Below are 22301 nucleotides of genomic sequence, written 5' to 3' on the forward strand. Positions count from 1 at the left end.
CAGTCGCGGCATGGGTCCTCGGGTCTCCGCGTGCGCTGCGCTCCCGCTCCGCCCGTGGATGAGGAAGTGAGCGGCTAAGCCGCCCGCTTCCACCCATCCCTGATATGCCTGTATCCCTCGCGATAAACTGCCTCCGGCGTCTCGGAAAAATCCCGCCACACCTTGGTCGCCGCCGCCAGATCCTTCAGCGACCTGCCAAACGCCTCGATCGTCAGCCAGTCGTCATAGCCGCTCTTGCGGATGGCCGCGAAAGTCTCTTTCCACGGAATGTTCCCGCGTCCCGGCACGCCGCGATCGTTCTCTGAAATGTGGATGTGCACGACATTCCTGCGGTGCTTCGTATAGGCGCCGATCGGGTCGGCTTCCTCGATATTGGCGTGGAAGGTGTCGTACATCGCCTTGATGTGCGGCCGGTCGATGGCATCGACGTGCTCGGACAGATCGGCCATGGTGTTCAGCAGATAGCACTCGAAACGGTTGAGCGCCTCCAACCCGATGGTAACGTTCCGCTTGCCGGCATGATCGCCAATGGCGCGCTGCGAGGCGATCGAGCGCTTCTTCTCGGCAGCGGTCGGCCCGCTGCCGGAGAAGGCGCCGAGCGTCGAATGCAGCGGCCCGCTCAGCGTACTCGCGCCGAGCGCCTGGGCGCAATCGATCGCCCATTTCATGTAGCCGATGCCGGCCTTGCGGGTCGCGGCATCCGGCGAAATCAGATTCATCGCCGGGTCGCCCATCGCCGTAACAGCCGTGCGCTCCAACCCGATGCGGTCGAGCAAATCGCCAAGCTTCTTGTAGTCCTCTGGCGTGCCTGAGAAGATCGGTATCTCGACGCCGTCGAAGCCGGTCGCCTTGATGTCGCGCAGCAACGGCTCGTGTTTCTTAGACACGGAAGTCGTCCACAAAAACATGCACATGCCGATTTTCATCGACAGCCCCTCCCCATTTGACGGCGCGCGCTGGTTTCTTTCGCACCTCGCACCATGCGCCCTCATTCGGCCGCTTCGCGGCCACCTTCTCCCCGAAGGGAGAAGAGACTTGGCGCCGGCGCTCCCTAAAGTTTCGTCCACGCCCCGTTCTTCTTCGATGACTTCACGCAGGCCCCGATGAACGCCATACCTTCGACGCCGTCCTGGATGGTCGGGAACACCACGTCCTTGCCCGGCTTGCCGCCCTTCTTGCGTGCCGCGCGGATCGCCCGCGCCGCCTCCTGGTAGATGTTGGCGAAGCCTTCGAGATAGCCTTCCGGATGGCCAGACGGAACGCGGCTGACGCGTCCCGCAACTGGCAGCGCGCCGGCGCCGTTGCGGGTGAGCAGCTGCTTGGGCTGGCCGAACGGCGTGTACCAGAGATAGTTCGGATCGGCCTGCACCCATTCCAGCCCGCCTTTCGAGCCATAGATGCGCAGCTTCAGCCCGTTCTCGTGGCCGGGCGCCACCTGGCTTGCCCAGATCATGCCCTTGGCCGGATGCACCTTGCCGACCGGCTTGAAGCGCAGCATGACATTGACATTGTCGTCGAGCAGTCGCCCCGGCACGAAAGCGTCGAGATCGGCCGACAGGGAATCGAGCTCCAGACCCGAGACGAAGCGCGCCAGATTGTAGGCATGGGTGCCGATGTCGCCGAGCGCGCCGCCCGCGCCCGCCTGCTTGGGGTCGGAGCGCCACGCCGCCTGCTTCTGGCCGGTGGCGGCAAGATCCTCGGTCAGCCAGTCCTGCGGGTACTCGGACTGAACGATGCGGATGTCGCCAAGCTGCCCCTTGGCCACCATCTCGCGCGCCTGCCGGATCATCGGATAGGCAGTGTAATTGTGCGTCAGCACGAACACCTTGCCGGTCTTTTCAACCACGGCCGCGAGCTTCTTGGCCTCGGCCAAAGTCGTCGCCAGCGGCTTGTCGCAGATGACGTGGATGCCCGCCTCGAGGAAGACCTTGGCCGCCGGCACGTGCACATTGTTGGGGGTGACGATCGCCACCGCCTCGATGCCGTCCGGGCGCTTGGCCTCGGCCTTGGCCATCTCGGCATAGGAGGCGTAGCTGCGCGCCGGGTCGAGACCGAGTTCGGCGGCGGAAGCCTTGGCGCGCTCGGGATTGGCCGACAGGGCGCCGGCCACCAGCACGAAGTCATTGTCCATGCGCGCCGCGATCCGGTGCACCGCGCCGATGAAGGCGCCTTGGCCGCCGCCGACCATACCATAGCGGATCGGGCCGCCCCCCGCTTCCGACTTCGATGCGCCGACCATGTCTTTCTCCTGCTTGTGTCAAATACCCATCATGGCGCGCAGCATCTTCTTGTCGGTGGTGCCGCCGGCGAAATCATCAAAGGCCTTTTCCGTCACCCGGATAATGTGGTGCTGGATGAAGGGCGCGCCTTCGGCCGCGCCGTCCTCCGGATGCTTGAGGCAACACTCCCACTCCAGCACCGCCCAGGAATCGTAGCCATACTGGGTAAGCTTGGAGAAGATGCCGCCGAAATCGACCTGCCCGTCGCCAAGCGAACGGAATCGCCCCGCGCGATTGGTCCAGCTCTGATAGCCGGAATAGACGCCTTGCCGCCCCGTCGGATTGAACTCGGCATCCTTGGCATGGAAGGCCTTTATCCGCTCGTGATAGATGTCGATGAATTCGAGATAGTCGAGCTGCTGCAAAAGGAAATGCGACGGGTCGTAGTTGATGTTGCAGCGCTTGTGACCGCCAACCGCATCTAGGAACATCTCGAAGGTTGCGCCGTCGAAGATGTCCTCGCCAGGATGGATCTCGTAGCCGACATCGACGCCGTTTTCGTCATAGACGTCCAGGATCGGCTTCCAGCGTGTGCCGAGCTCGGCGAAGGCCTCCTCGATCAGCCCGGCCGGCCGCTGTGGCCAGGGATAGAGGTACGGGAAAGCTAGGGCGCCGGAAAACGTCACCGAGGCTTTCAGGCCAAGATTCTTCGAGGCCTTGGCGCCGAACTCCATCTGTTCGACCGCCCATTTCTGCCTGGCCTTGGGGTTGTTGTGCACCGCAGGCGGTGCAAAGCCGTCGAACTGGGCATCATAGGCCGGGTGCACCGCCACCAGCTGCCCTTGAAGATGCGTCGACAGTTCGGTGATCTCGACGCCGGCATCCGCGCAGATGCCTTTCACCTCGTCGCAATAGGTCTTGGAAGATGCCGCCTTCTTGAGGTCGAACAGGCGTGCATCCCAGGTCGGGATCTGCACGCCCTTGTAACCGAGACCGGCCGCCCATTTGGTGATCGAGGCCAGCGAATTGAACGGCGCGGTATCCCCCGCGAACTGCGCCAGAAACAGCCCCGGACCCTTCATTGTCGACGGCATCGGCATCCTCCCAATTCATTTTTCCAAGGACCAGGCATAGCGTCTGATGAAAGCAGGGCCAGCCTCTTTGGTCTCTCGTGATGTGCATTCTCGTATCGGCATTCTGGTATTACCAAATACCGAAAATGGGTCAAGCCATTTGACTCACGCGCAAAGCTGCCAGGGCATTCCATTTTTGGCGATATATACCAGCATAATCAATACGGTACACAGATGTCGATATCGCATGGCGGCGGTTCTTGCCGCGCGACAAAAATTGCTGTAGACCTCCATTAGGGCCCAATTGGTCGAACCAGTTGCGCAAAAACGCTGGAGCGCCTTGGGGAGGAAACACGCGACGCGCCTTGTGGGGCGCGTCGCAGGCGAACTGGCACAGACGAATTCTGGGAAGGATAGACCATGCATCTTTCGACGCACAACTGGATGCGCGCGGAACCGTTGGAGGTGACGCTGAAGCGCATCAAGAAATTCGGCTACGAGTCGATCGAGATTTCCGGCGAGCCCGAGCAATACAAGACCAAGGAGACCCGCGCGCTGCTGAAAGAATACGGCATCCGCTGCTGGGGGTCGGTGACGCTGATGCTGGGCGAACGCAACCTTGCCGCCAGGGACCAGGGCCAGCGCGAACGCTCGGTGCAGTACGTCAAGGACGTGCTGACCATGGTCAGCGAACTTGATGGCGAGATCATAACGCTGGTGCCCGCGACCGTCGGCAAAGTGGTACCGGACGGCACCGAGGAAGAGGAATGGAAGTGGGTGGTCGACGCCACCCGCGAATGCTTCACCCATGCCAAGAAGGTCGGCGTCAAGATCGCGGTCGAGCCGCTCAACCGCTTCGAGACCTATCTGTTCAACCGCGGCGCGCAGGCGTTGGCCCTGGCCGATGCGGTCAGCCCCGAATGCGGCGTCTGCCTCGACGCCTATCACATCCATATGGAAGAATTTAACGTCCATGACGCGATCCGTCAGGTCGGCAAACGGCTGTTCGACTTCCACGTCGCCGACAACAACCGCTTTGCCGCCGGCCTTGGCCAGATTGATTGGCCACGGATCGTGCAGACGCTGAAGGAAGTCGGCTATGACGGCGCGCTGACGAACGAATTTGTCGCGCCAGTCGACCGCACACCCGCCGCGCCCTATCCCGACATGGTCGAGCGCAATCCGGTCGACATTTCTCCCGAACAGCTGAAGTTCATCCAGGATCACGGCTCCAGCGTGCTGACGGAGAAATTCTACACCGACCAGATGCGCATCACGGCCGAAACGCTGCTGCCGCTAATCAAGTAGCCGATCGGGATGCGCATCAAAACGGTCCAGGCGTGGTGGGTCCGCGTGCCGATTGAGGCCGCGAAGCAGCATCGCAGCGACTTTGGCCAGGTGACGACGTTCGACGCCGCCATCCTGCGCATTGAGACTGACGACGGGCTGATCGGCTGGGGCGAGGGCAAGAACGCCGCCGGCAGCGCCGGCAGCTATGGTGCGCTGGTCTACATGCTGAATCACGAGGTCGGGCCGCAGCTGATCGGCCGCGACCCCGCCGACATCGGCATGATCTGGGAGATGCTCTACAACGGCGTGCGCCATGACAGTGCCGCGCGCGCCGGCCATGCCATGCCGCAGCTGGCGCGGCGCGGCATGAGCATTGCGGCAATCAGCGCCGTCGATATCGCGCTCTGGGATATTCTGGGCAAGTCGTTGGGACAGCCGGTGTGGCGGCTCATCGGCGGCCGCAAGCTCGACCGCATGCCGGCCTACGCCTCCGGCGGCTGGGCTGCCGCCGACGCTATCGGCGAGCAGCTCAAATCCTACATCGCCAAAGGCGGCTTCAAGGCGCTGAAGATGCGCGTCGGCGCCATGGACGGCGCCCCGCACATTTCCGCCGCCCGCGTCCGCGCCGCACGGCAGGCGCTCGGTCCTGACGTCGAGTTGATGGTCGACGCGCACGGCACCTATACGGTGGCCGAGGCCAAGCGCTTCATCAGCCTGGCCAGCGATCTCGACCTCGCCTGGTTCGAGGAGCCTGTTATCGCCGACGACAAGGCTGGTATGGCCGAGGTGCGCGCCTCGGGTTCGATCCCGATCGCCACCGGCGAAAGCGAAGCGACGCGCTACGCCTTCCGCGATCTCGCGGTGCTGAAATCCGCCGACATCTTCCAGCCGGATCCGGCCTTTTGCGGCGGTATCAGCGAGGCGATGAAGATCGGCACCATCGCCAGTGCCTTCAATCTGCGCTTTGCCCCGCATCTGTGGGCCGGCGCGCCATGCTTCTTCGCCGGCCTGCATGTTTGTGCGGCCTCGCCTGCCAGTTTTACCGTCGAATATTCGCTCGGCGCCAACCCGATGATCCACGATCTTATCGAAGAGACTGTCGAAGCAAGGGACGGTATGATAGCGATCCCTGAAAAGCCGGGTCTGGGATTCACCATTTCGGAGCGGTTCCTGGAGGCGCACGCGCAACGCGGTTGACGATGAAAGAAAAGAACCTTCTCGCCGAGCTCGCCGCCTATCTCTTCGCCCATTCGGACAAGGAGACCGGCCGCACGCCTTCGGAGCGCGAACTGGCGGAGCATTTCGTCGTCAGTCGCGGCCAGATCCGCGAGGCGCTGGCCATTCTGGAGGCCATGCGCATCGTCGAGCGCCGCGCCAAATCCGGCATCTATGTCGACACCAGGCAGGCCAGTGTCGAGGCGCTGGCGCTGTTTGCCCGTGCCGGCCTGCCGCTCGACCCGGTGCAAATCTACGAGACCGTCGAACTGCGCAAGATCCACGAGATAAAGGCCGCCGAACTTGCCTGTTCCCGCGCCACTGAAGAGAATTTCGAACGCCTGCGGGAGATCCTGAAAGCCTCGGAGGAGTGCATCGCCGCCGGCGAAGGCCTCGCCAAGGAAGACCGCGAATTCCACCTCGAAATCGTGCGGGCGACCAAGAACGGCGTCTTCCACAATATCTGCAGCGTCTATTACCTGATGGGCGAGCAGCGGCTGCCGATCTACTTCAACGATCCCGAGCGCTCAGTGCGCTCGCATGCCGAGCATATCCAGATCTACGAGGCGCTGCTGCGTCGCGACGGCAATCTCGCCCAGGCGCTGATGAGCGCCCACCTGCAAGGCGCGGAAAGCTACTGGAAGGGGATCATCGAGGGCCGCGAGGCGCAAGCGCAAAGCCTGGCATTTGAGAAAGCCTAGAGCAATTCCAGGAAAAGTGTGAAACGGTTTTCCCGGGAAAGCGCGCAGCGCTTTCCCTTGCGACAAACACGAGAGCCCCATGCCCAGAATCCTGTCGACGCACACGCTGCATCCGCGTGCCTCCGCAATGCTGGCGGGCGCCGGTGAACTCGTCGTCGCCTCAGCGCTCGATGCGGCAACGCTGACCGCCGAGGCGAAGCATGCCGACGTCATCATCGTTCGCGCACCGCTGCCGCCGTCGCTGTTCGAAAACGCCACGAAACTCAGAGCCGCGGTCCGCCACGGCGCCGGGCTCGACATGGTGCCCATGGAGGCCGCGGCCGCGGCCGGCGTGCTGGTCGCCAACGTGCCGGCGGTCAATGCGCGTTCGGTCGCTGAATATGTGATGTTCGCGGCCCTTGCCCTGCTTCGGCGCTTCCGTTCGGTCGACCGCGACTTGCGCGCCAAGGGCTGGAATGCCGGCCGCGACCACGCCAGCCATGCCAGCGAGCTTGCCGGCAAGACCATCGGCATCATCGGCTTCGGCGCCATCGGTCAGGCGGTCGCCCATATCGCCGCGCACGGCTTTGGCCTCGACGTCGTGGCGACGACCCGCAGCATGCAGCCGGCACCCGACAGGATCGGCTTCCTGTCGATCGATGCGCTGATCGAACAGAGCGACATCATCGTGCTCTGCTGCCCGCTGACGCCGGAAACGCGCGGCCTGATCAGCCGCGAACGCATTGCCCGCATGAAGCCGCACGCGCTTTTGGTCAACATTTCGCGCGGACCGGTGATCGATGACGAGGCGCTGATCGAGGCCTTGCGCAAGGACCGCATCGGCGGCGCCGCACTCGACGTCTTTGCCACGCAGCCGCTGCCGGCAAACCATCCCTATTTCGGTTTCGACAATGTCATCGTCACCCCGCATATGGCGGGGATCACCGAGCAATCGATGATGCGCATGGGGGTGGGTGCTGCCGGCGAGACCTTGCTGGTGCTGGCCAACCGGCTGCCTGTCAATCTGCGCAATCCCGACGTGGTCGAGCATTACCGCAGACGGTTTCCTGCCGACTGACGTTTCTGCGAGCCGCCTCAATTTTCGCGGATTTGCCGTCGACCTTCGCCGACATGGTCAAGAGCGTCGTGAGAGTTCTTCTTCTGATTGCCGGTACAAGCGTGCCGCCACCCGAGGCTCAGGCCGAAAGCAGCTACGTGCCTTGCGACAACGGCCTGCGCTGCGTGATGGCGCCCTGCCCTTCTACCAGCGCGCTCGACCTCGCCACCGGAAAGGTCGTCAAGGGTGTGTGGGTCGACATCGACGGCTTGCCGCAGCAGGACAAGGCGCTTGACCTTTCCGACAAGCTCTATGCCGGCAAGCTCGTTGTCACAGGAACAATCGAGAACCGGCCACACAGCTTCAACGGCAAGCAGCACGACGTGCCAACATTGGTCGCGACGGGCATCCTGCGCACCGCCAAGGACAGCGAACGCAAGCACTGCTCGTCGCGCTGACTATCACCGACCAAGCAGCCCTTCGACTTCAGCCGCGATGCGCAGCAAATGGTGGTCATGGCCATTGCGCGCCACCAGCATCAGCCCGGCCGGCAGCGTCATGCCGGGCATCGGCAGTGAGATCGCGCAGAGGTCGAACTGGTTGGCGACCTGGGTGTTGCGCAGCAGCAGACCTTCCGTGCGTTCACGCAGAGCCGTATCCTCGGCCATCGAAACGATAGTCGGCGCTGTCACCGGCGTGGTCGGCAGAGCCAGCACATCGACCGAACCCAACCGCTCGTCCATGGCTATGCACAGTGCCGCGCGACGACGCATTGCCCTGATATAAACCGGCGTCGGTATGGCCGCCGCCCGCGACAGCGGCCCGCTGACATGGGGATCGACCGGCACCGATGCGCCCGTCGCCAGCCAGTCGGCATGGATTTCAGCACCTTCCATGGCCGCGATCGAGCCGCGTTTGGTGGCCAGGCGCAGATCGGCAATGAGGTCGTCGATCGAAATGTCCGTGAGCCACGCGCCTGCCTGCTCGATCCCGGCAAGGCTGCGATCGAACGCGGCGGCAATCTCCGTTTCCGTGTCTTCGAAAAGCAGGCCGCGCGGAATGCCGACACGAAGCCCGGCAAGCGCTAACGGCAGGTGCAGTTGCGGCATCTGCTCGCCCGTCATCGCGGCGTCAGCCAGGGCACACGCAGCAACACTCAGCGCCAGCGGCCCGATCGAATCCAGCGTCGCAGAAAGGGGATAGGCACCAGTCAGCGGCACGCGCCGCGCCGTCGGCTTGAAACCGACGACGCCGTTCAGCGATGCCGGGATGCGCACCGAACCGCCGGTGTCGGAGCCGATGGAAATGTCGCTCGTCCCCTCGCCAACGGACACGGCGGCGCCCGACGACGAACCGCCCGGAATGCGGCTGGTGTCGGCGGCATTGCCCGGTGTGCCGTAGTGCATGTTGTCGCCGATGGCGGTGAAGGCGAATTCGGTCATGTTGGTCTTGCCGATGATGACGGCGCCGGCCTGGCGCAGACGGTTGACGACCGCAGCGTCGTGCCGACGGGGCGCGGTGTCCCTCAACATCAGCGAACCGGCCGTGGTCGATTCACCGGCGACATCGAACAGATCCTTGATCGAGATGATGGCGCCGTCGAGCGGCCCGAGCGATACGCCGGCCTTCTTGCGCGCATCGGTGGCCTCGGCCGCTGCGCGCGCCGCCTCGGCATAGAGTTTGGTGAACACCTTCTCGCCTGCCGCGCAATTGGCAAGACGTGACAGGATGATCTCGAGACGATCGCGGATTGATTGCATGTCGATGTCGGATTCCGTCAAGGTGGAGCGTCTTTAAGGCATATGGCCCGCTAGGTCGGCGGAAGGAATAACCCGGACAGCGTGCCTTTGCACCTGCAAGCGATAGGAAGAGACTGATGCTGTACAAAGGCAGCTGCCACTGCGGCAAGGTAGCGTTCGAATTCAAAGCCGAACTGACCGGCGCCGTGCGGTGCAATTGTTCGATGTGCAGGCGCAAGGGCGTGCTGTTATGCGCCATCCCGCATGACAGCCTGAAGGTGCTCGCATGGGGCGATGATCTCGGCACCTATACGTTCAACAATCACGTATTGGCGCATCGCTTCTGCCGGACCTGCGGCATCCATCCCTTCGCCGAGGATGTCAGTCAGGGCAACGAACGCAGCGCCTACGTCAACCTTAACTGCGTTGCGGATATTGATGCTGCCGGTCTGTCGATTTTCGACTTCGATGGCCGCTCGGTCTAAGCTTACCGGTAACCCGCGGCATCGGCAGGTTTGCCGGCGTCCTGTACCTCCGGAACATAGCGCCAGGCGTCCGGGCGTGAGCCGTCGAGATCGGTAAAACCATAAATCTGCGCCAACCCACCGCTGGACAGCGACTGGCCGTTCCAGCGCGCACGATCCGGATCCGCCGCAAGCGACGCAACCGCGCGGCCGACAAAGCGCGGCGATTCGGAAATGACGAAATGCGGCACGTTGGCGGTGGCGTCGCGCCAATTGTCTTCAGTGACGCCAAACGCCTCCAGCATCATTTCGGAACGAAGCCAGCCGGGCGTCAGCGACACCGAGGTGGCGCCATGCGCAGCAAGATCTTTGGCGTGTGCCCATGCCATGCGGTTCACCGCGACCTTGGCGAGATCGTAGAATGGCGACAGCCGATAGTGATCGGCATTGTACTCGGCGGTGCCGTCAGTGACCTCGACCAGCAGCCCGCCCGGCCGCTCGATCATCAGCGGCAGCGCATGATGCGCGGTGATCAGATGCGTGTCGATGCCGAGCCGCAACAGGCGCAGGCCGTTTTCCAGATTGTGGTCCCAGACCGGCTTATTCCACTCGAACAGCTTTTCGCCGCCCCAGACATCGTTGACCAGAATGTCGAGCCGACCCTGTTCGGCCCGGATGCGCTCGACCAGACTGCGCACATCATCAGTCACCATATGATCGACTTGCACGGCAATGCCCTTGCCGCCCATGCGAAGAAACCAGCTCCGCCGTCTCCTCGATGGTTTCGGGCCGGGCATAGTCGGATTGCTGGCTGCGTGTGGTGCGCCCCGTGACATAGACGGTGGCGCCGGCGGCACCGAGCTCAACCGCGATTCCCCGCCCTGCGCCACGCGTGGCGCCGGCGACCAAAGCGACTTTTCCCTGCAATGTCATGGTACGCTCCCAAACGAAACAATGATTAATCCAGCTGGCCTTCGCCGCTCACATCAGATATAAATGATCATTCGGTTATATCTGGATGTCAAGATGACTCGACCAAAAACGCAATCCGACGAGCAGGTGCTGGAAGCCGCGCTGAGATTGATTCACGATCAAGGCCCCGAGGCGCTCACCTTTGAGCGGCTGGCAAAGGCCTGCGGCCTCTCGGGCGCGACACTGGTGCAGCGCTTTGGAAACAAGGCGCAGCTGAAGCAGCGCACCTTGCTCTGTGCCTGGGGCGGTCTCGACGACAAGACCAGGATGCTGACGGCCACGGTTGCCAAAACCCCGGCAGGCGCCATCGAGCTTCTGGTGGGACTATCGCAGGGCTATGGCGGCATCGAAGCCTATGCCGAAGGCCTGCTCGTGCTGCGCGAGGATCTGCGCGACCCCGTGCTCAGGGCGCGGGGCGCCGCCTGGAAAGCGTTCCTGAGCGAGGCCCTTGCGGCTTGCTTCGCCGGAACGCCCGACACCCCGCGCGACATCGGCCTGCTGATGGCATCGCATTGGCAGGGCTCACTGCTGTGGTGGAGTTTTGACCCGACGATCGAGGTGGCCACCTATGTCGAGGAAAGCCTCAAGTGCTTCGTTGCAGCCATCACCAAGACAGCGGCCCGAAAACCGTGATGGGCCGCTGCGCAAGCTGGGAGTGGATGTAGTCTAAATTAGCTGGCGTGCCGCAAGCTCACGCCGCTGCCCTTGTCGAACAGCACCACCTTGTCCTGATTCCAGGCAAAGCGCACCGGCTGCTCGATCTGGACATCGGTTCTGGCCGGCACCGTGGCGCGCAGCGTCGTGTCGCCGACCCGCAGAGTCAGGATCTTTTCCACGCCATGGTTCTCGACATCGTGGACGCGTGCCTCGACCGGCGCACCGCTTTCAAGATACACATCCTCAGGTCGAATACCGAAGACGAGCGGGCGACCGTCGGTCGCACCGCCCGCCTTGGCACCCCCAGAGAAAGGCAGTTCGAAATTCAGCGGCGCCATCACCGCGCGGCCGTTGACCAGCTTGCCATCGATCAGGTTCATCGGCGGCGAGCCGACGAAGCTGGCCACATAGGTATCGCGCGGATTGTTATAGATCTCGTGCGGCGTGCCGGTCTGGATGATGCGGCCATGGTTGAGCACGCCCACCTTGTCGCCCATCGACATCGCCTCGATCTGGTCGTGGGTGACGAACAGGAAGGTGGCGCCAAGCTGGATCTGCAGGTTCTTCAGTTCCGTGCGCAGCGCCTCGCGCAGTTTGGCGTCGAGCGCCGACAGCGGTTCGTCCATCAGGAACACGCGCGGCTTGCGCACGATGGCGCGCCCGATCGAGACGCGCTGCATTTCGCCGCCTGAAAGGCGGTCAGTCTTGCGGTCGAGCAGATGCTCGATCCGCAGTGTCTTGGCCGCCCGCGCAACACGGTCCTTGATCTCGGCATCCGGCAGCCGACGTATCTTCGGCTTCAGGGGAAATTCGAGATTTTCGCGGACCGTATAGCGCGGATAGAGCGAATATTGCTGCAGCACGAGCGCCACGTCGCGCTCGGCCGCACCCCAGTCGGCGACGTCGACGCCGTCGATGAACACCTGACCCTCGGTCGGCTTTTCCAGACCCGCGATCATGCGCAGCGTCGTCGTCTTGCCGGCGCCGGTCTCGCCGAGCAGCACGAAGAACTCGCCATCGGCGATCTCGAGATCGAGCCCGGCCAGTGCGGTGTGGTTGCCGAAGCTCTTGGAAATATTCTTGAGCTGGATATGAGCCATCAGAGCCTCACCTCAAGCGACTTGCCGCTTGCCGTGTCGAAGAAATGTGCTTGCGTCGGATCGATCCTGGCGAAGACCTTTTCGCCCGGGCCGCCGACGAAGCCGCTCTTGGTGCGCGCGCGCAGCATCTTGGAGCCGACCTTGAGATCGACAATGTCGAACGAGCCGAGCGGCTCGACGATCTGTGTCTCGACCGGCAAGAAACCCTCCGCCGCTTCATGGCGCACCAGCACGCCTTCGGGCCGGATGCCGAGCGCCAGCTGGCCGCCGGCATGGCCGTTGAGCTTGGACAAAAGCGTGCGCGGAAATTCGAAGCCGGCGGCAGCGCCACCGACGGTGACCGAGGCCGCCGATGCGGTCTCGGCGATCGCCGCATCGGCGACGTTCATCACCGGGCTGCCGACGAACTGCGCCACGAACAGATTGGCCGGATGCGAATAGACCTCGTCGGGCGAACCGACCTGCTGCAGCACGCCCTCATGCATGATCACGATGCGGTCGGCGAGGCTCATCGCCTCGATCTGGTCGTGCGTGACATAGATGGTGGTCGAGCCCTGTTTGATGTGCAGCCGCTTGATCTCGGCCCGCATCTCTTCGCGCAGCTTGGCGTCGAGGGCGCCGATCGGCTCGTCCATCAGCATCGCCTTCGGCCGCCGCACCAGAGCCCGGCCGATGGCCACACGCTGCATGTCGCCGCCCGACAGCGCCGACGGCTTCTTGGCCAGCAGTTCCGTGATCTGCAGCGTCTTGGCGACCGAGCGCACCTCGCTATCGATCTCGGCCTTGCTCTTGCGCGTCGCGCGCAAGGGAAAAGCAATGTTCTCATAGACGCTCATATGCGGGTAGAGCGAGAACGACTGGAACACCATGGCGATGTCGCGGTCGGCGGCCTTGAGGTGTTGCACCGGCTTGCCGTCGATGAGGATGTCACCGCCGTCGATCGTCTCCAGCCCGGCAACCGCCCTCAATGTCGTCGTCTTGCCGCAACCCGACTGACCGAGCAGCACGATGAACTCGTTGTCGTCGATCTTGAGGTTGAGGTCCTTGATGACCTGGACCGCACCGAAGAATTTCTGGACGCCGCGAAGCTCAATCTGGGTCAATGCTCTGCTCCCGGATTGCGCACCTGGCCGGTACCGGCCTTCTCCGCCGGCGCGATCTTCGAGGTGATGTTGAAGCCGATCAAGCCGATCAGGATGATGGTCACGCCATAGCTGTGCAGCAGCAGGTTCCACGGCTGGCAAAGCGCGATGATGCCGAGGACCATCAGCACCTGAGACCCCGGTTCGAGATATTTCTGGTTGATGGCTCGAAAGCTCATTTGCGGATCGCTCCGAAGGACATGCCGCGCAGCAAATGGTTGCGGAGCAGGAAGGTGAAGATTGCGACCGGCAGCAGGAACAGGAAGGTTCCGGCGGCGATCACCGTCCAGTCGGGCAGGCCGGCGCCGACCTGGCTGGGGATGAAGGGCGGCGCCGTCTGGGCGCGGCGGTTGGTCATGATCAGCGCGAAGGCATACTCGTTCCACGCCGTGATGAAGCAGAAAACCGCGGTCGCGGCGATGCCGGTGGCGGCCTCCGGCAGCACGATCTTGAAGAAGGCTTCCATGCGGGTGTAGCCGTCGACCAGCGCTGCCTCTTCATACTCCTTCGGGATCTCGTCCATGAACCCCTTCATCAGCCACACCGAAAAGGACAGGTTGAAGGCGGTATAAAGGATGATCAGCCCGATATGGGAATCGTTGAGGCCGACGGCCCGGTACATCAGGAACATCGGGATCGCGACCACCACCGGCGGCAGCATGCGCGTCGACAGGATGAAGAAGAGCAGATCCGCCTCCCCCTTCACCTTGAAGCGCGAGAAGCCGTAGGCGGTGAAGGTACCCATGCCGACAGCCAGCACCGTCGAGGTGATGGCGATGATCAGCGAGTTCATGAAGCGGCTCGGATAGCCGGACCATTGCACCTGGCCCTTGCCGTCGCGCACGATCTTTTCACCGCCGTCAAACACGACACGTTCCCACCAGGGTGCCGCCGCATACTCTTCCGGGGACGGCGGGTTGCGCATCTGCGAGCGCTTGGTGAACAGCTTGACGAACGGCGATATCTCGGGCTGGAACACCACCGTCGGCGGGATGGTCGTGGCAAGATTGCGCGGCTTGAACGCCGTCGAGGCGATCCAGTAGATCGGCGCCAGGAAGATGATCGTCACCAAAAGGACGGCGACGATGGCGACGCGATTGAAGCCTATTTCGGAAGAAGTGCGGACGGCGGCCATCTCAGCGCTCCTTCACCTTGTTGAGGTACTTGACGTAGATGTTGGTGATGGCCAGCACCATGATCAGCACGATGTAGGCGAGCGCGCAGGAGCGCCCGGTCTGCCATTCCTGGAACGCCATCTTGTACAGCCGGATAGAGATCAGCTCGGCCGTCGGCTGGCTGGTCAGGATATAGGCGAGGTCGAAGGTCTTGAACGCTTCCATGGTGCGGAAGATGACCGCGATCATCAGGATCGGCGCGACCAGCGGCAGCGTGATGCGGAAGAAGGTGTAGAACGGTCCGGCGCGGTCGATCGCCGCTGCTTCGTAGAGATGCTTCGGCACCGCCGAAAGGCCGGCCAGCGACAACAGCATGACGAAGGGCGACCACATCCAGATGTCGGTCAGCGCAACCGCATAGAGCGCCATCTTGGGATCGGCCAGCCACTCGAAATTGCCGAGGCCAAGCGCATAGTTGATGACCCCCCATGACGGATCATAGAGCAGTTTCCAGAACAGACCGACGACGGCCATCGACAGCATCATCGGCAGCAGCAGCAGCGTTGTGATGAGACCCTTGAGGGGAATATCCCGGTTGAGCAGCATGGCCACGCCGAAGCCGACGAGCAGCTGACCCGCGACCGAGATGATGACGTACTTCGCGGTGATGGCGAAGTTGGACCAGACATAGGGATCGTTGAGCAGATCGCGATAATTCTGCAGCCCGACGAAATTCGCCGGCGCGTTGGTCGACGCGCGGAAATCGGTGAAGGAATAGCCCAGCGAATAGATCAGTGGGAAAATATTGAAGACGATCAGGAACAGGATCGTCGGGATTATGAAGAGGTTGCGGATCGACATGTCGCTCAAGCCGCGTGCAGCGGCCCGCGAGGAAGTGTCCAGCGTGGTGATCATCGTGGTCGCCAAGACCCTGCTCCCGTTTCGGAAAAAAAGAACGGAGGAGGCACGGATGCCTCCTCCGCGAGAAAAGCTGCTTATTGGCCGCGGCCGTATTTCTTGAACGTCGCGTTCCAGTCGCCTGCGAGCGCGTCCAGCGTTTCCTTGGCGGTGCCTTCGCCGCCGATCATGTAGGGATAGACGCGCTGGTTGAGCTGCTGCAGCAGCTCGGCATATTCCGGCACCGCCCAGAAGTCCTTCACCTTGAACATGGTCTCGTAGAAGGCCTTGTTGTACGGCGTGGCGTTCTGGAATTCGTCCGACTTGAGCACGGCGGCGCTGCAGGTGTAGCCGCCGAGCGCCGCCCACTTCTTCTGGGTCTCGTCCTTGATGAACCATTCAAGGAACTTCGTCGCCTCTTCCTGCTTCTTGGAGTAGGAGACGATGGAGATGCCCTGACCGCCGAGTGCGGCGAACTGATCGCCGTTCGGGCCTGGAGGATTGGCGAAGAAGCCGGTGTTCTTGGCGTTCGGGTTCGACGCCTCGTTGATCAGCGAGGGGAAGAACGCGAAGTAGTTCATGCTCATCGCGGCCAGGTTTTCGGTGATCGCCTGGTTGTCCTCGACGAAGAACGACTTGGCCCAGCCCGGAGGCGTGAACGTGTAGAGTTCCTTGTAGGCGTCGAGTGCGGCGATTGCCTTGTCGGAGTTGATGAAACCGTCGACCTTGTAGGTCTTGTAGTCACCCAGTTCGCCGCCGAAGGAGAACAGCGCGTTTTCGAAGCCCATCGCCATCGCGTCATAGGAATTGTCGGTGTAGATGGCGATGCCGTATCGCTTCTGATCCGGCCGATAGAAGAACTCCGCGATGTCGCGCAGCGCCTTGAAATCCTTCGGCACGTCGAGATCGTAGCCGTATTTGGCCTTGAAGGCTTCCTTTTCCTTCGGGTCCTCGAACCAGTCCTTGCGATAGGACCAGCCGACAGCGTCGCCTTCGAGCGGGATCGCCCAGTACTTGCTGCTGCCGCCCGGATACTCGGCGTAATATTTCACCGTTGCCGGCGCCATCACTTCGCCAAGCTTGTGCTTGTTGAAGAAGTCGGTCAGGTCGACATAGTGGCCGCCGGTCGAGCCGGCGCCGAGCCATTGCGAGTCGCCGACGACCATATCATAGGCGTCGCCATGGGCGTTGAACTCGGTGAAAGCCTTGGTCTGGAAGTCGGACCAGGGCGTGGTTTCCACCGTGATCTTGACGCCGGTTTCCTTCTCGTACTCGTTGCCGAGTTCCTGCAGGTAGTTGGCCGGATCCCATTCCGCCCAAAAGATGGTGAGCTCCTTGTCCTGCGCGTAGACGGACGTTCCGCAGGCAAGTACTAAGCCGATACCAGCAAGCAGGCTGGTCATTGTCTTGCGCATAATGATTTCCTCCCTTGTGCGCATTCTACCTTGTCATGAGAGCCGGCGGTGAAGCCGGCCCTGGTAGTTCCTCCCGAGATCGCACCTTTCCGGTTCCAAGCCTCCTCGCTTTGCCGGAAAATGGATCGCAGCTCTCACTTTTGATCCGCTTTTTCTGTCCTGATCTGGTATTACCAATTTTGGATAGCCGTCAAGCTCTTTCTTGGATCACCACCGGACCTTGTATAACCGGATTTTTCATGTATCCGACTGTTTTCCCTGAATTTTCCTACTCGTTGATATAGGAGAGCCTTGTTTCGGCACTGCCATCCCGGTTAACATCAATAGTGGGCATCCAAATCTGGTCGAACCAGATTGGCGCTATTTCGCCAATGCCGCTGTCGGGGCCGCATCGATTTCAGCCGTCGATTCCGCCACCGCGGCGCGCACAAGGGCGCCCGCCGCCCATTGCGCGACCGACCGCATGCCGCGGCTATCGAGCCCCCATATATCCTTCAGCACGATCAGCACTTCGACGCCGAACATCATCGACAGCGCCTGCGCCAGGCGCTTGAACTCGCGCGGCGGCAGCCGGCCTTTGAGCGGTGCGATGGCATCCTTCAGCAGCTGGACGCGATGTCCGCGCGTGAATTGCGGCTCGCCGCCCAGCGTGCCCGCCTGCCGCTGCGCCCATTGGTCGAGCGACAGTTTCAGCGCTGCCTTGAAAGTTGCCTCGAAAGCTTCGATGCGCGGCATGGCGGTATCGAACAATTCGGCAACGCGGCGCCCGGCATCGGTGGACGTCGATTGCCAGGTCAGGATCGGCCCAAGCCCCTCGTCGACCACCGCCTGCACCAGGGCTGCCTGGCTGGGGAAATAGCGATAGGCGGTGGCGCGCGACACTTGCGCCGCCTCCGCGACTTCGCTGACCGACGGGGTGACGCCCGCCTGCATCAGCCGCGTCGCCGTCTTCAGCATCAGCCGTTTTGTGCGGGCACGTGGGCCGCGTTCGGCAGCCTCGTTGGCGTCGTCGCTCCCAGCGGCTTGTTGACGTGAGACTTCCATGTCAATACGATACGCGCGTCTCAAAAAAATGCAATGGGCTTTGCTTTCGGAAGACCAAGCAAAAGAGCGGCAGGCGGTCCAGCGCCGGGTCGGCGGTGACGGGAGAAACGCGATGAAACGCATCTACGTGGTGGGCACAGCCGACACCAAGGGCGAGGAACTTGCCTTCCTGGCCGATGCTATTGCGGTCACCGGCAGTTCGGTTGCCCGCGTCGACATCGGAACGCGCGGCGCCACCGTGCCGGTCGATATCCCGGCCAGCGAGGTCGCGGCGCATCATCCGGATGGAGCCAGTGGCGTGCTCGGCATCGATGATCGCGGCACGGCAGTGGCCGGGATGGGCGCCGCCTTCACCAGTTTCATTTGGTCGCGCGACGACATATCAGGCGTGATCGGTATTGGCGGCGGCGGCGGCACGTCGATCATCACTGCCGGCATGCGCGCGCTGCCGCTTGGGCTGCCCAAGATCATGGTCTCGACGCTCGCCTCCGGCGACACCGCGCCCTATGTCGACGTCTCCGACATCATCATGATGCCATCGGTCACCGATATGGCGGGACTGAACCGGCTGTCACGCGTCGTGCTGCACAACGCGGCGCAAGCGATCGCCGGCATGGCTGCCAAGCCGGCGCCGACTGCCACCGGCAAGCCGGCACTCGGGCTCACCATGTTCGGCGTCACCACGCCTTGCGTGACCGCCATCGCCGACCAGTTGCGCGCCAACTATGACTGCATGGTCTTCCACGCCACCGGAACCGGCGGCCGCTCGATGGAGAAGCTCGCAGACTCGGGCCTGCTCGCCGGCGTCATCGACATCACCACGACGGAAGTCTGCGACCTGTTGTTCGGCGGCGTGCTGCCGGCGACGGAAGACCGCTTCGGCGCTATCGCCCGCACCAAGCTGCCCTATGTAGGCTCGGTCGGCGCGCTGGACATGGTCAATTTCTGGGCGCCGCCGACCATTCCCGAGAAGTTTAGGGGCCGGCTGTTTTACGAGCACAATCCCAACGTCACGCTTATGCGCACCACGGTGGACGAATGCCGCGGTATAGGCGAGTGGATCGGCACCAGGCTCGCTCGCTGCGAGGGCCCTGTGCATTTCCTGATCCCCGAAAAAGGCGTCTCGGCACTCGACATCGAGGGCGGCGCCTTCTTCGACCCCGAAGCCGACGCCGTGCTGTTCGATGCCGTCGAGCGCACCATCAAGCCGAACGCCGCGCGCCGGGTCTCACGCCTGCCGTTGCACATCAACGATCCGGAATTTGCCAAAGCCGCAACCGCGGCCTTCCTCGACATCGCCAGATAGTGAGAGCCAACAAATGCCCGCAATACCGCGCAAGGACATATTGAAGAAGTTCAAGGCGATGATCGCCGACGGCGTGCCCATCGTTGGGGGCGGCGCCGGCACTGGCCTGTCGGCCAAGGCCGAGGAAGCCGGCGGCATCGACCTCATCATCATCTACAATTCCGGCCGCTATCGCATGGCCGGGCGCGGCTCGGCTGCGGGCCTGCTCGCCTATGGCAACGCCAACGAGATCGTCAAGGAAATGGCATACGAGGTACTGCCGGTGGTCAAGAAGACGCCGGTGCTGGCCGGTGTCAACGGCACCGATCCCTTCGTCATCATGCCGTTGCTGCTTGCCGAGCTGAAGACGATGGGCTTTTCCGGCGTGCAGAATTTCCCGACCATCGGCCTGTTCGATGGCAGCATGCGCCAGAGTTTTGAGGAAACCGGCATGGGCTTCGGGCTGGAGGTCGACATGATCGCCGAGGCGCACAAGCTCGATCTTCTGACCACGCCCTATGTCTTCAACCCCGACGAGGCGCGCGCCATGACAAAAGCCGGCGCCGACATCGTCGTTGCCCATATGGGGGTGACGACCGGCGGCTCGATCGGAGCCACGTCGGCCAAGTCGCTCGACGACTGCGTGGTCGAGATCGACGTCATCGCCAACGCGGCGCGCTCGGTGCGCAAGGATGTCATCCTGCTTTGCCATGGCGGGCCGATCTCGATGCCGGACGACGCGAGATACATTCTCGACCGCTGCAAGGGCCTGCATGGCTTTTATGGCGCGAGTTCGATGGAACGGCTGCCGGCTGAAGCCGCGATCGCCAGGCAGACGGCGGATTTCAAGGCCGTCACGCTGCACGACCAGAAGAAAAAGAAGGGATGAGATCATGACCGACAAGAGCAAGGTATTCGTATGCCCGAAGGACGTGAGCGCCTTCGGCTTTGACTGGGGCAAGCTGTCGCTGACGGTCGCGCCTGAAGTGAATGGCGCTGAGCGCTTTTCCGGCGGCGTCGTCGACCTGCCCTCAGGCAAGGGCCACACCCGCCACAACCACCCCGGCGCGGAAGAAATCATCTTCGTCATCTCAGGCAATGGCGAGCAGATGGTCGAGGACGAGAACGGCAATCCGGTCGTCGCCAAGGTCGGCCCCGGCTGCACCATCTATGTGCCGGAAAGCCGTTTCCATTCGACACTGAACACGGGCGATGGGCCGATGCAGCTCTTCGTGGTCTATTCGCCGGCCGGACCCGAACTGGTGCTGCGGGAGTTGCCGGATTTCAGGTTGATCCCGGCGGGGAAATGTTGATTTCGTCCAGGGGTAGCGCCGCCCCTCATTGTCTTGCCGGACATTTCTCCCCGTATAGTGACGGGGAGAAAGATGCTTTCATCGGCGATTTCGCCAATCGCCCGAGCTGCCTTCTTCTCCCCGTTCTACGGGGAGAAGGTGCCGGCAGGCGGATGAGGGGCGGCGCCGGCCTTCGTTCTATAAAGCCCCACCTCTATTCCAGCCCCGCGCCCGATCCCCAAACATCACATATCCCGTATCCGTCACCGCCAACGTGTCCTCCAACTTGATGAACCCCCGCGTGGGGTGAAGCATGGTCGTCTCCACCGACAGCACCATGTTTGTCTCCAGCGGCTTGGCGGCATAGGTGCCTTCATAGGTCACCGGATGGTTGGTCATCAGGAACGGAGCCTCATGCGTGATCAGCCCCATGCCGTGGGCGAAGAAATCCGTGTAGGGCGCGACCTCGGAGGCCTTCAGCACGCCCTCGGCATGCGAAATCATATCGCCGCCGACGGTGCCTGCCCTCACCTTCGAGAACGCCGCCTGCTGCACCGTCTCGACCTCGGCCAACAGATCTTCCAGTTCGGCATCCGGTTCGCCCAGAATGCCCATGCGGCAGAGGTCGCCAATATAGCCGTGATAATTGCCGCCGGAATCGATCGACAGCACGTCGCCCTTTTTCCAAGCCTGCGGTGACGCCGCGCGGTTGTGGCTGGCGCCCAACGTCAGCAGGCAATATTCGAAATGCGCGCCGCGATTGGTTTCTTCGCGCCGCAGATGCTCGATGATCTCCGCCTTGGTCGTGCCTTCATGCGCCCACTGGATGGTCGCCAGCATGGAATCCGTGATCAGCTCGGAGGCAATACGCAGCTTTTCCAGCTCGGCGTCCGTCTTGATGGCGCGCATGCTCTCCAGCATGCCGGTCGCGTCGATCAGCCTGGCATCCGGTAACGCCCTGCGGATCAGCGCATAGGCGTCCGACGGCAGGAAGGCCGGCTCGATGCCGATGCGGGCGCCGGCCTTGCCGATCTTGCTGATGTGCTCGACCGCAAGATTGGCAGCATCGAGCGTGCCCCAGCAGGCGGCATGCAGCGTCGGCGTCCAGAACGGGTTGTTCTGATGCTCGGCGCCTTCCATGCGGTTGCCGATATAGGCGGCATGATCGGGCCCACCCTTTTCATAGACGACGACGGGGAGGTAACGGCTATGGCCGATCGCATCCATGGCGGCAAAGAAGATGAACTTGTAGCCGCCGAGCAGATACTGCGTGTTGTGCTTGGACGTCGCGAGCAGAACATCGATGCCGGCCTCTTCCATCAGCCGGTCGACCCTCGCCTGGTCGAACGGGATATTGCTGACGGCGCTCTTGCCCGGGGCAATGTTCATCTTTCTCTCCCTGATATCAGTGGGATCGCCGGCCGTACTGCGTCCAATCCCTTGGCTTCGATCAAATCTGCACCATTTCGTCCACTCTGGTCTAGCCAGAAACAGGTTAGATGGTTCGGCAGGCTGTCACCAAGTCGTCATTGCTGCACATTTAGGCAATCTGGTCCTACCAGAATATCAGAATGAAAGGGCTACCTCTAAACTGGTCCAGCGGACGAAAATTTCAAAGCCAAGCAAGGATGCGCCAATTCCGTCT

The 22301-nt window shown here is 62.5% G+C and carries 22 protein-coding genes and 1 pseudogene; 10 read left to right on the plus strand and 13 right to left on the minus strand.

Translation table 11 applies throughout. The features are described 5' to 3' along the window. Positions 1 to 74: 74 nt before the first annotated feature. From NKI31_RS06005 to NKI31_RS06015, 3 genes are all read right to left on the minus strand, one after another. Complete coding sequence (locus NKI31_RS06005; protein ID WP_023737513.1) at positions 75 to 926, minus strand: sugar phosphate isomerase/epimerase family protein; 852 nt, start codon at positions 924 to 926, stop codon at positions 75 to 77. Positions 927 to 1051: 125 nt separating this feature from the next. Next, complete coding sequence (locus NKI31_RS06010; protein ID WP_352650822.1) at positions 1052 to 2239, minus strand: Gfo/Idh/MocA family protein; 1188 nt, start codon at positions 2237 to 2239, stop codon at positions 1052 to 1054. An 18-nt stretch (positions 2240 to 2257) separates the two neighbouring features. Beyond that, positions 2258 to 3313 (minus strand): sugar phosphate isomerase/epimerase family protein, encoded by a 1056-nt coding sequence (locus NKI31_RS06015; RefSeq protein WP_023726430.1) that lies wholly within the window; start codon positions 3311 to 3313, stop codon positions 2258 to 2260. 399 nt (positions 3314 to 3712) lie between these two features. Between NKI31_RS06015 and NKI31_RS06020 the strand changes: the two genes are divergently transcribed. The 5 genes from NKI31_RS06020 to NKI31_RS06040 all read left to right on the plus strand — a co-directional run bounded on the left by NKI31_RS06020 (position 3713) and on the right by NKI31_RS06040 (position 7992). Beyond that, the gene (locus NKI31_RS06020; protein WP_023692016.1) at positions 3713 to 4600 is read left to right on the plus strand and encodes a sugar phosphate isomerase/epimerase family protein; all 888 of its coding nucleotides are present in this window, start codon (positions 3713 to 3715) and stop codon (positions 4598 to 4600) included. 9 nt (positions 4601 to 4609) lie between these two features. Continuing rightward, complete coding sequence (locus NKI31_RS06025; RefSeq protein ID WP_023683009.1) at positions 4610 to 5779, plus strand: mandelate racemase/muconate lactonizing enzyme family protein; 1170 nt, start codon at positions 4610 to 4612, stop codon at positions 5777 to 5779. A 2-nt stretch (positions 5780 to 5781) separates the two neighbouring features. Beyond that, positions 5782 to 6498, plus strand: a complete 717-nt coding sequence (locus tag NKI31_RS06030) for a FadR/GntR family transcriptional regulator (RefSeq protein WP_352533968.1) — start codon at positions 5782 to 5784, stop codon at positions 6496 to 6498. A gap of 79 nt (positions 6499 to 6577) precedes the next feature. Further along, complete coding sequence (locus tag NKI31_RS06035; RefSeq protein ID WP_352624926.1) at positions 6578 to 7555, plus strand: NAD(P)-dependent oxidoreductase; 978 nt, start codon at positions 6578 to 6580, stop codon at positions 7553 to 7555. Between the two features lie 68 nt (positions 7556 to 7623). After that, positions 7624 to 7992: a hypothetical protein gene (locus tag NKI31_RS06040; RefSeq protein ID WP_352650826.1), complete on the plus strand. Its 369-nt coding sequence runs from the start codon at positions 7624 to 7626 to the stop codon at positions 7990 to 7992. Between the two features lie 3 nt (positions 7993 to 7995). Here the strand turns inward: NKI31_RS06040 and NKI31_RS06045 are convergent, their stop codons facing one another. Then, complete coding sequence (locus tag NKI31_RS06045; RefSeq protein WP_352650828.1) at positions 7996 to 9294, minus strand: amidase; 1299 nt, start codon at positions 9292 to 9294, stop codon at positions 7996 to 7998. 116 nt (positions 9295 to 9410) lie between these two features. Here NKI31_RS06045 and NKI31_RS06050 point away from each other — a divergent pair, with 116 nt between their 5' ends. Beyond that, the gene (locus NKI31_RS06050) at positions 9411 to 9758 is read left to right on the plus strand and encodes a GFA family protein (protein WP_023747011.1); all 348 of its coding nucleotides are present in this window, start codon (positions 9411 to 9413) and stop codon (positions 9756 to 9758) included. Positions 9759 to 9760: 2 nt separating this feature from the next. Here NKI31_RS06050 and NKI31_RS06055 read toward each other — a convergent pair. Next, positions 9761 to 10670 (minus strand): annotated as a pseudogene (locus NKI31_RS06055) (SDR family oxidoreductase). 93 nt (positions 10671 to 10763) lie between these two features. Between NKI31_RS06055 and NKI31_RS06060 the strand changes: the two are divergent. Then, positions 10764 to 11342 (plus strand): TetR/AcrR family transcriptional regulator, encoded by a 579-nt coding sequence (locus NKI31_RS06060; RefSeq protein WP_352624931.1) that lies wholly within the window; start codon positions 10764 to 10766, stop codon positions 11340 to 11342. Between the two features lie 38 nt (positions 11343 to 11380). Here the strand turns inward: NKI31_RS06060 and NKI31_RS06065 are convergent, their stop codons facing one another. From NKI31_RS06065 to NKI31_RS06095, 7 genes are all read right to left on the minus strand, one after another. Continuing rightward, a complete protein-coding gene (locus NKI31_RS06065; protein ID WP_023683001.1) occupies positions 11381 to 12466 on the minus strand; it encodes an ABC transporter ATP-binding protein in 1086 nt (361 codons plus the stop codon). Continuing rightward, entirely contained in the window at positions 12466 to 13569 is a 1104-nt protein-coding gene (locus NKI31_RS06070) for an ABC transporter ATP-binding protein (protein WP_023683000.1), read from the minus strand. Before NKI31_RS06070 ends, NKI31_RS06065 begins: the two co-directional genes overlap by 1 nt. Continuing rightward, on the minus strand, positions 13566 to 13787 hold the full coding sequence (locus NKI31_RS06075) for a hypothetical protein (RefSeq protein ID WP_023669846.1): 222 nt from the start codon (positions 13785 to 13787) through the stop codon (positions 13566 to 13568). Before NKI31_RS06075 ends, NKI31_RS06070 begins: the two co-directional genes overlap by 4 nt. Continuing rightward, a complete protein-coding gene (locus NKI31_RS06080; protein ID WP_023682998.1) occupies positions 13784 to 14743 on the minus strand; it encodes a carbohydrate ABC transporter permease in 960 nt (319 codons plus the stop codon). The genes NKI31_RS06075 and NKI31_RS06080 overlap by 4 nt, the downstream gene beginning before the upstream one ends. 1 nt (position 14744) lies before the next feature. Next, complete coding sequence (locus NKI31_RS06085) at positions 14745 to 15650, minus strand: carbohydrate ABC transporter permease (protein ID WP_023682997.1); 906 nt, start codon at positions 15648 to 15650, stop codon at positions 14745 to 14747. Positions 15651 to 15718: 68 nt separating this feature from the next. Then, positions 15719 to 17035, minus strand: coding sequence for an ABC transporter substrate-binding protein (locus NKI31_RS06090; RefSeq protein ID WP_023682996.1), 1317 nt, complete (start codon positions 17033 to 17035; stop codon positions 15719 to 15721). Between the two features lie 360 nt (positions 17036 to 17395). Further along, positions 17396 to 18079: a TetR/AcrR family transcriptional regulator gene (locus NKI31_RS06095; RefSeq protein WP_352510251.1), complete on the minus strand. Its 684-nt coding sequence runs from the start codon at positions 18077 to 18079 to the stop codon at positions 17396 to 17398. A gap of 112 nt (positions 18080 to 18191) precedes the next feature. Between NKI31_RS06095 and NKI31_RS06100 the strand changes: the two genes are divergently transcribed. Genes NKI31_RS06100 through NKI31_RS06110 form a run of 3 tightly spaced genes read left to right on the plus strand, consistent with a single transcriptional unit; the run spans position 18192 to position 20677 of the window. After that, positions 18192 to 19385, plus strand: coding sequence for a Tm-1-like ATP-binding domain-containing protein (locus tag NKI31_RS06100; RefSeq protein WP_352650834.1), 1194 nt, complete (start codon positions 18192 to 18194; stop codon positions 19383 to 19385). Positions 19386 to 19398: 13 nt separating this feature from the next. Beyond that, positions 19399 to 20253, plus strand: a complete 855-nt coding sequence (locus NKI31_RS06105) for a phosphoenolpyruvate hydrolase family protein (RefSeq protein WP_023747007.1) — start codon at positions 19399 to 19401, stop codon at positions 20251 to 20253. A 4-nt stretch (positions 20254 to 20257) separates the two neighbouring features. Then, a complete protein-coding gene (locus tag NKI31_RS06110; RefSeq protein WP_352650837.1) occupies positions 20258 to 20677 on the plus strand; it encodes a cupin domain-containing protein in 420 nt (139 codons plus the stop codon). 177 nt (positions 20678 to 20854) lie between these two features. Here NKI31_RS06110 and NKI31_RS06115 read toward each other — a convergent pair whose 3' ends face one another. Next, positions 20855 to 22045 carry a M24 family metallopeptidase gene (locus NKI31_RS06115; protein WP_352650839.1) on the minus strand — a complete coding sequence of 397 codons (1191 nt, stop codon included), beginning with the start codon at positions 22043 to 22045 and terminating at the stop codon, positions 20855 to 20857. Positions 22046 to 22301 lie beyond the last annotated feature (256 nt).

It is taken from the genome of Mesorhizobium sp. M0659 (genome assembly GCF_040320605.1).
Lineage (GTDB): Bacteria > Pseudomonadota > Alphaproteobacteria > Rhizobiales > Rhizobiaceae > Mesorhizobium.